Genomic DNA, 7,150 nt, shown 5'->3' with positions numbered 1-7,150 from the left:
TTCGGATACGTATGAACGAACCCTTACAAAAAAGCCACCTCGCTTGCCAATGCCGAGGTGGCTTTTTATTTTGTTAAAAACATTAATCATCTTTAGATATATCCTTTTTATAAAAGAAAAAGATATAAACTGCAGTTTCCATTCTGTACAAGCTTCATACACTGTAATATACGACAAATATAGAAAGAAGTGTATGATCTTATGTTAGGTAATTCTAGGACATTAAAGATTCATGTTTTAACGACCACATTGGATAAATATGAAGAACGATTGCGTGACTTTCTTCAAAATAATAATTTTGAGATTATAGATATTAAAATTTGTAATGTTGGTCTTGATATTTCAGTTTTAATTATTTATAGAGATCTAGTACAGCATCCCTTCAACTTTAAAAAAAGTCTTTGATACTTGTTTCGTACTTATTAAATTTGATAAGTATGAAACAAGTATTAAAATTGTTCTTATCATTTATCGGTAATGAATTCTAAAGATTTTTAAATTAAGATGGTGTTATACTAGTTATAACCCTAAATAAATCGGAGGTTATAACTAATATGTACATGGAATTCTATGAAAAAGTAGATGGATTAGCAAGAGCTATTGGAGTTACTACTTCAACTGCCAAAAAATATTATTTACTTTTTGAAGAACATGGTTATAACTTTAAACGTAATCAACAAGGACAACTCTTGTTTTCACAAGATGATATAAATTTATTTAAAGAATTAATGCTTTTAAAAAATGAAAAGGGCATGACTGTTCCGAAGGCTGTAAAGGAAATTGTAAAAGATAAAGTTATAACTGACACAACTGATATAACCGACATAACTGTTACAACAGAAGATATAACGGTTATAACCAAACAAGTCACAACCGTTATGACCGAACTAGATGAGTTAAAACAATTAGTAAAAGACCAAAATGAAATTATAGAAAAACAGCAAGAGGACTTTAAGAAGCAATTTTTAAAACAAGAGGCATACATAAAAGATAGTTTAGAACAACGAGATAAGACATTAATTACAACATTAAGGGAAATGCAAGAATCACAAAAAGAAATAGCTACTAGCTTGTCAAAAGAACAAGCTAAAAAGAAATGGTGGCAATTATGGTTACGTTAAACTACTCAAATTGATTGGGTAGTTTTTTTAATTAAAAGATGACCGTTTTGAGACGGTTTTTTTAGCCTTTAGGCTATTATTTTTCTAACGAAAAAATTATAAAAAGACCCTTGCAATTCTATCAGCGAATTGCTATTTAAATAGAGTGAGAAGGGGCATATACCAAAAGTGAGTATTACCAAGGGTTTGAAGCACGTATAGTGTAACCATATGGTTACACCTGTGTAACCATATGGTTACACCTAATAAATGGAATCCAAATAAAAAAACCTCAAAAAATTGAGGTTTAAAATAAATAAACGGGCAAGTTATGTTTTTTGGAAGAACCCTCTACAACGAAGTTCTTTAAAGACTTTTTAAAAACATGTTGAGTTGCTCTATCTATACCGTCTTTAGGAGAACAACACATAATATTAGGATTTACAAACCAAGTACGACTTGTACAAATTCGTCCATCTTCTGTAGTCATTCCTGCTTCAGCTACTCCTAATATTCCTTTTTCTAAAAGACTGTTCATTATAGTCGATATGTGTTTTCTGGTTACACCAAATTCCTTTGCTAGATATGTAGGTGTCAAAGCATTAGTTGCTATCTCTAAATCATCACTATCTAGATCTACTTGCTTCACTTTTTCTATAAGAACATTTGATTTAAATTCAACATAAGGACTTAATTTAAAAAGAAAAGCCTCTTGAGCAGATTTTAAATATCCTATATCGTTCAAGTAACTTACATTATCCATAATTAGTTGCACAAACTTCACCCCATCAGTTTTTTTCTTTCGTTTACCGATGAAATAGTTTTCTCCAGTAGCATTATGCAAGACTTCCATCAACATTCTTTGTTGTTCTGTAGACAAACCAACCTGTGCTTGATTAATTAACTCTTCTACTTTCAAATCTCTAATTCTTGCTTTCTTTTCTGCTTCTTCTAATACTTTTTTCACCGTAATTCCTCCATTTAGTGTGGAAGGAATTAACCCTACTGTGTTAGAATAAAACTATAATAATGTGTTTTTGAAGGTTAATTCCTTCTTTATTGTCTTTGAAAAGTCCTCTGAGTCGGCCAAAACTTGAGGGCTTTTCTTATTTTTATTGTACAGGTAGAATTACCAAAATTTCTACCATTTCTTTTGATTTTCTACTCTTAAACTAATATTTTCCCCATAACTTAACCTAGATTAATACCAAATAACCCAAAGACCCATTTAAATAAGAAGAACATAGGGACCATAAAGACAGCCGCACCGGCCCCATATTTCACCCAATCCAACCAGCCATTAAATGCTACCCCTAACTTAGCGTTCGATATCATAGTCTTGCTGTTTTTTTCGATCTCGCTGAGGTCTGACTTCGCTCTCTCGCTCAACATGTCGAACTTGCTCCCCAGGTTGTTGTTGATTTTCTCTAGCTCGTCCTTGATTACTTGATTGTTTGCTTGGAACTCCTTGTTCAGAAACTCCTGATTCTGTTTCATGTCGCTGTGCAGCACTCTGATGGCCGTCTTCATCTCGGCCAAAGTTTCGTTTGTATACTGCTTGTGTGTTTCGATGTCGTTCTCTAATTTGCTGAGCAATGACATCGAAGTCAATTCCATTTCCTTCTGCACGTCTTGGCTCGTCTGTTTGATCTGATTTAGCTCTTGTTCGATCATCATCTCTTTGTTCATGTTTTCTTTCAGGAACGTCGAGAGATAGCCCTCTGTCGCTCTGAGACGCAAAATCATCTCTTGGTATAACTGATATAACTCCTCTTTCTGCTGAACTTGCTGCTTCTCTTTCTCTTGTAACTTGTCTTTCAAAGCCATGTAAAATCGTCTCCTTTTCATACGCCAGCCCTAACTTGCTGCCACGTACCTTTTTATTCGATTCTAAGTGCTCATACGTGATGTTTTTACCTCTTAAGGTAGCTTGGACGCCTTGGTTTTTTAAATGTTCCTGGAAATCTTCAAAACTCGTTGCCTGTTCTTTTGAAGAATCAATGGCCGTTCGAATTTCATCCTTCCAGCTCGACTCACCTTTTTGAAGCAATGACTGTTCAGCTAATGTGTAGCGAACCTCGGCCGATTGCTCTTCTACAATGGACAACCCGTGTTCCTTACATAGCTCATCACTCGCTTCACGAAAACGATCAATGGCATCTTGGCCATGGGCATGAAACTTTTTGCCATCCTCATAGTTCACAGCATTGATCACAATATGGTTATGAATGTGATTTTTATCCGTGTGCGTATAGACGGCCACCTCATGGCCTTTCGCCAACTTCTCAGCCAGTTGTAACCCAATTTCATTGGCTTGGTGGGGAGTCACTTCATCTGGCTTAAACGACTGAATGACATGATGGGCTTGTATGCCGCCGTTCTTGCCCCATATTTCCCTTGTAGCCTTAAATTGGTTCCTGACATAGTCCACATCGCAATCAAGCGAATTTGACACACCAGCACGCTTCTCAGCGTACTTCAGTAACGCATTGGCATTTTTTGTCGTACTTAGCTTAATTGTTGCCATGCTGCAGCCAATCCCTTTTTAATTTCGTCAAGATTGTATACCAATCTCTCAAGCTCCTGTTCACTTAATTGTTCGATATCTCTTGCATTGCACCATCTCGCAATTTGGTTCACATTGGTACCCACAGCACGCAATTCCTTCGCAATTGCTAGAGCACCCCCACGATTGATCTTCGGCTGTCGTACTCGGGTACCCTGTGCCTTTGCTTTCACAAAGGCAGGCACCGTCATTCCTACGTTATCCGCCATCAGCGATAGCCGTTCGAATTCCTCTTCAGTGACACGGAACTTCACCTGTTTAGGCTCGTTCCTACGCTCGCCTTTCGTCTCGCTCATTCCTTTATTCCTCCTTATGTTCACCTACTGGACGCGGTGAACTTGGTATAAAATTCCAGCTGTATGCTTCCATAATACACCAAAAATACGGAATAAGGCAAGCTCTACAATTGGTACCCAATTGAGCTTGGTTATGCCAGGCATAACAATCCCCCCAGCCCCCTTTTCAAGGGGGAGCAAAACCGCGGACGCTGTCCACACCTGCCAAAGGAAAGCTCCTTTGGAATGGCTTCTACAAACACCCCCAACCCCCTCAAACTTTGAGGGGGCTCCCTCGCCGGTTGGCGTCAAACAAACGTGGTTGTTTGAGTGCCAAGAGGGTTTTGGTGTAGAGACATTGTCAATTCCTTAATGCTCCCTACGGTCCGCTTACCATTGACAATGCAGCTTATCTCCCCCTTTGTTTTGGGGTGAGAGGCTGGCTTCTTATGTTTTTAGAGTGTCTCTATCTTAGAGTAAGATGCATTACCCTTAGACAGCTGTACAGGCGGTTCGGCAGGTATACTCGCTTAAACAAGCCGATTCCTATATCCTTCGTTTTGGGTATGTCGGCTTGGCGAGAGATCCAAACCTGCCGAAAGTCTTTATACAAGGAGAAAAGAGTGGAGATTTTTTAAGTGAGTTTCTTAAAAAATACGACTCGTACCTTGTATAAGGACTAGCCCCTATTAACTAAAAATGAATTTTATAAAAAAGAAATAAAAAATAGTAGAAATTTTAGATAGAATGAACACTTGTCCAAACCCTTTTTATTACTTTGCATACTATAGAAGTGAGCATCCTCCTGCTCTTCCAATAGATCCTGAGTTCCTATATTGCTATTATCTTAAAGAAAAAACTGCTGCTTGGCGATGAACAGTAGTTTTTTCTGTTTTTTGGCTGTATAAGCTATACAAACGTAGTTAAGCATAATGGAGTTTACCGGAAGCGACAAACTAAAAGAGAAGATTGCATTTATGGCTTTCTCCTTTTTCTATCTTAGATAAATTTATTATGTAACATTCGACACAATATTTATCTTCTATATATTTTTAGGTAGTTTTTTTAGTCTTTTAATACCTAAAAGTTAGTTCATTCATTAGTCTATTTAAAGCAATTTGTAAAACTTCATATTCCGTATACTCTTGCTTAGATTCTAAGTACATTTGACCTCTTTCGACCAACAATTTTCTTATCTGATTACATAAATCAATTTCAGAATTCAAGAGTTTTAATTCTTTTCTGGTTTCTATTTGCTGATGCACAAAATCATCTCCCTTTTCTTTTGAAGTTATAAAAATATTCTATGCAAAAACGTAAAAGTCCTATGAAGATGTTTTTTCTCTTTTATATAAACGAATAGATTTACATGTATTGAGCAAACTACCCAAGACGCTCTGCAACGTCAGCTAACGATTGATTACCATTCATCAAACAGAAAAAACTACCCTATCACACACCAGGGTAGTTTTTTCTGTTTTTAGGCTGTATGCCGTATTCAATCTTAGTTAACATAATACGTGTTATCGGTACTCAAAACAGGATGTCCACATATTCTCATATAAGTGCTGAATCACCGACAATGAGAAGAATACATAAAAATAACTAACTATGTAAAATAGGGAGGTGTTTTATGTATTATTACCAATATTACTATCCATATCTTCAACCCCAAATGAATCGTCAATCACCACTGCCACAATATCCTCCAGTTGATACTGCTATTTTCGGTCATTCAGTAAGTTCCCTTCAAAAACTTGCTCTTGAATCCAGTACTTTACTTAAAATGTTTGCTGATCCAAGTTTTTCTCATAGTTTAATGACAGCAGCTCAGGCTGGAAACCAAATGAAGGTTGACAGTTTAATTAAATCGATAGGAATAAGTACACCTGTAACAGTTAAGTACAACCCAGATGGAATTTTATTGACTATGCCTGCTCAGACTCAAGGCTCAGAATGTTGTACTTTAACTATGTTTCTTAAATGGGGAAAATTTCGAGGGCAACCTTTTTAAAAAGCTAATAGAATCGTTTGTTTTACGAACGATTCTATTCATCTCAAGTTAACATAATGAAAATTATAGGTGGTCGAAAAACAAAATAACCATCCCTTAGCCCCTGAAAAATGCTTATTTATCTATAAATTTTGAGAGCCTTCAAATCCTTCAAAATTCTCATACAGGATACTTCAACACTCTGTTCCTTGGTCTCTATTGCCATTTCCCTTAAGGCTTCAACATGTTTTTGAATTCTATTTATAGTATCCACAAAGTATTGATCTTTCTCATCTTGTGTAATGATCCAAGTTTTCTTCAACCTTATCATCCCCTCTCACTTTCTAAGTTATTTTGAAAGTTGAGGCCCAAAGACAGAATAACTTTTCCATCCCTACATTTTATGCATAGTTTTTAATAATAAGGACTTAAATTAAGGATTTTTCATTTGAACTTTGAGCAAACTACTCAAGATGACTTACACGATCATCTTCTTTGTTTAACATTGCATCTATATCCAATGACAGAAAAAACTCCTCATTAGGTCCTAGGAGTTTTTTCTGTTTTATTAATATTTTTTTGTAATTCCTCATAAGCCACCATAGCTGCAATGAATGAACCAACAAGAAAAAGTACAGAACCGCCTAATTGAAACAATCTACCGGTCAAGATATTCTGAGCATCACGAATTTCATTATTGTTCATATAATCTCCTCCTGTCATATTCATATGCCCAGAGAGACCAAATAGTTAGTTAACATAATCTGATTTATCGGAAGTAAAAAAAAGCATGTTCTCACTTAAAGAACATGACCAGAACGAAAAAATAATGTTTTAATGCATTAGGTACACGTCGTATATACATTATATGTAAATTAAGGAGAATTGCACTGAACAATACCTATTTTTTTATTAAAGAATAAAATTATACATTTTAAGCAAACTACACAGCCCGATTCATTTTAAATTTTTTCCAATACCAACACTTGTCCAAACATTTCTAACCAATTAACATATCATGAATTATAGGATTTAAAATATAAATTATCCTATCTCTCTTTATTAGATTTTATTAAGGGAAAAACTACCTTCCGCACAGGTAGTTTTTTCTCTTTTTAAGCTGTATATCGTATACATGTTTAGTTAACATAATGTCTCTTTCCGGAACACAAACAAAAAAAGAACCCTTGCAGGACAAGGGTTCTCGAAAAGGCTT

General features: G+C 35.6%; 9 protein-coding genes. 2 read left to right on the top strand and 7 right to left on the bottom strand.

Annotated elements, in window-relative coordinates; all coding sequences use genetic code 11:
* The first annotated feature begins 554 nt into the window (after window positions 1-554).
* The gene (locus tag ACFX4N_RS30895) at window positions 555-1,121 is read left to right on the top strand and encodes a DUF3967 domain-containing protein (protein WP_057275170.1); all 567 of its coding nucleotides are present in this window, start codon (window positions 555-557) and stop codon (window positions 1,119-1,121) included.
* A 286-nt stretch (window positions 1,122-1,407) separates the two neighbouring features.
* Here ACFX4N_RS30895 and ACFX4N_RS30890 read toward each other — a convergent pair whose 3' ends face one another.
* The 5 genes from ACFX4N_RS30890 to ACFX4N_RS30870 all read right to left on the bottom strand — a co-directional run bounded on the left by ACFX4N_RS30890 (window position 1,408) and on the right by ACFX4N_RS30870 (window position 5,206).
* The gene (locus ACFX4N_RS30890) at window positions 1,408-2,067 is read right to left on the bottom strand and encodes a hypothetical protein (protein ID WP_057275171.1); all 660 of its coding nucleotides are present in this window, start codon (window positions 2,065-2,067) and stop codon (window positions 1,408-1,410) included.
* Window positions 2,068-2,418: 351 nt separating this feature from the next.
* Window positions 2,419-3,627, bottom strand: coding sequence for a relaxase/mobilization nuclease domain-containing protein (locus ACFX4N_RS30885; protein ID WP_192101440.1), 1,209 nt, complete (start codon window positions 3,625-3,627; stop codon window positions 2,419-2,421).
* The gene (locus ACFX4N_RS30880; protein ID WP_192101441.1) at window positions 3,609-3,962 is read right to left on the bottom strand and encodes a plasmid mobilization protein; all 354 of its coding nucleotides are present in this window, start codon (window positions 3,960-3,962) and stop codon (window positions 3,609-3,611) included. Before ACFX4N_RS30880 ends, ACFX4N_RS30885 begins: the two co-directional genes overlap by 19 nt.
* Before the next feature lie 24 nt (window positions 3,963-3,986).
* Window positions 3,987-4,163, bottom strand: a complete 177-nt coding sequence (locus ACFX4N_RS30875) for a hypothetical protein (RefSeq protein WP_377263801.1) — start codon at window positions 4,161-4,163, stop codon at window positions 3,987-3,989.
* 851 nt (window positions 4,164-5,014) lie between these two features.
* Window positions 5,015-5,206: a hypothetical protein gene (locus ACFX4N_RS30870; protein ID WP_057275167.1), complete on the bottom strand. Its 192-nt coding sequence runs from the start codon at window positions 5,204-5,206 to the stop codon at window positions 5,015-5,017.
* 368 nt (window positions 5,207-5,574) lie between these two features.
* Here ACFX4N_RS30870 and ACFX4N_RS30865 point away from each other — a divergent pair, with 368 nt between their 5' ends.
* A complete protein-coding gene (locus ACFX4N_RS30865; protein WP_377263799.1) occupies window positions 5,575-5,955 on the top strand; it encodes a YuzC family spore coat inner layer protein in 381 nt (126 codons plus the stop codon).
* A 118-nt stretch (window positions 5,956-6,073) separates the two neighbouring features.
* Here the strand turns inward: ACFX4N_RS30865 and ACFX4N_RS30860 are convergent, their stop codons facing one another.
* On the bottom strand, window positions 6,074-6,256 hold the full coding sequence (locus ACFX4N_RS30860; protein ID WP_192101438.1) for a hypothetical protein: 183 nt from the start codon (window positions 6,254-6,256) through the stop codon (window positions 6,074-6,076).
* A gap of 218 nt (window positions 6,257-6,474) precedes the next feature.
* Entirely contained in the window at window positions 6,475-6,639 is a 165-nt protein-coding gene (locus ACFX4N_RS30855) for a hypothetical protein (RefSeq protein WP_192101439.1), read from the bottom strand.
* Window positions 6,640-7,150 lie beyond the last annotated feature (511 nt).

The organism is Priestia sp. YIM B13551, assembly GCF_042787905.1.
Classification (GTDB): Bacteria; Bacillota; Bacilli; order Bacillales; family Bacillaceae_H; genus Priestia.
The sequence above is the reverse complement of the archived record's forward strand: the minus strand, read 5'-3'. Positions and strand labels throughout refer to the sequence as shown.